Origin of the sequence: Streptomyces sp. NPDC002130 (assembly GCF_040296465.1) — a bacterium.
GTDB lineage: Bacteria > Actinomycetota > Actinomycetes > Streptomycetales > Streptomycetaceae > Streptomyces.
Genome location: NZ_JBEOXI010001092.1, coordinates 1 through 1158 on the forward strand (window position 1 = coordinate 1; position 1158 = coordinate 1158).

The 1158-nt window shown below is 64.2% G+C and carries 2 protein-coding genes; both read left to right on the forward strand.

What is annotated here, in order from left to right:
- A partial coding sequence (locus ABT116_RS48685) for a hypothetical protein (protein WP_351647987.1) occupies window positions 1-290 on the forward strand: 290 nt, incomplete at its 5' end.
- Window positions 287-1158, forward strand: an 872-nt coding sequence (locus ABT116_RS48690; RefSeq protein WP_351647989.1) for a Gfo/Idh/MocA family protein, incomplete at its 3' end; no start/stop codon positions are given. The genes ABT116_RS48685 and ABT116_RS48690, both read left to right, overlap by 4 nt.

A 1158-nucleotide genomic window follows, 5' to 3' on the forward strand; every position in this document is an offset into this window, starting at 1 on the left:
GCGGGGGACGGGTCGAAGAGTCGTGGCCGATCTTCGACCTCGACGCCGAGAACCAATCGTTGATCGACGCTGCCAGCAGGACGCAGAAGTACAACTCGGGCAACGGTGGATCCTCGCTGTGGATGCAGGCTGCGATTCGCCACGAAATCGACGAGATGGCAGCAGTTCTCGACGGCAAGGCTGATGCCGACTCGCCGTTGACATACGCACGCGAACGCGCACTCGTCGTCGCCGAACAGGTGCGACTCGGTGGCGGCGAACCGGCAGCGCTGTCGGGAAGTGCGAAGTGACCGTGCGTGTAGCCGTCATCGGCAGTGGCGGAATCGCCCGGGATCACGTCAGCGCTCTGGCGCGCATTCCAGCGGTCGAAGTCGCCTACGTATTCGGTAGTGACTTGGACCGGGCCGCATCGGTTGCGGCATTGGCGCCGGGCGCGAAGGCCAGTACCGATCTGGCGAAGATTCTCGCAGACCCGACGGTGCACGCGGTCAACGTCGTCGGAGCCACTCCCGACCATGCGCCTGTGACGATAGCCGCCGGCCGTGCGGGAAAGCATGTGCACGTGGAGAAGCCGGCTGCGCTGACAGTCGCGGACTTCGACGCGATGGTCGAGGCCACCGAAGGTGGCGGCACGTCCCTGATGGTCGGACAGACCGTACGATTCCAGCCGTCGATCACCTCGATCGGAAACTCGGTTGCACAAGGCGCCATCGGGGACCCCCGGTTGATCCATCTCAGTTGGTACACCGGCCATGTCTGGCCAGGGGGCTGGCGAGGCTGGCAACACGACAAGGAACGTTCGGGTGGTCACCCCGTTCACAACGGAACCCACGCACTCGATCTGGTGACGTGGCTGATCGGTCGTCGTCCGATCCGCGTGTTCGCTCGTAGTTTCCCCACCTTCGCAGCGGGGATGCCCGTGCACGACAGCTTCCATCTGACCGTTCGCTTCGAGGACGGATCGCTGGCACTCATCGAATTGGCTTACGCACTACCACAATCGGGCAAGATGGTGCGCCGGATCGTGGTGTCCGGAACTTCCGGCACGCTCGCGCACGACACCGGCGACGACCCGGGACTGATGACGGACACGACCAACGCGCCGCCGTCGTCGATCGAGGACGCGATGTCGCATCAGATGCGTCACTGGATCTCCAC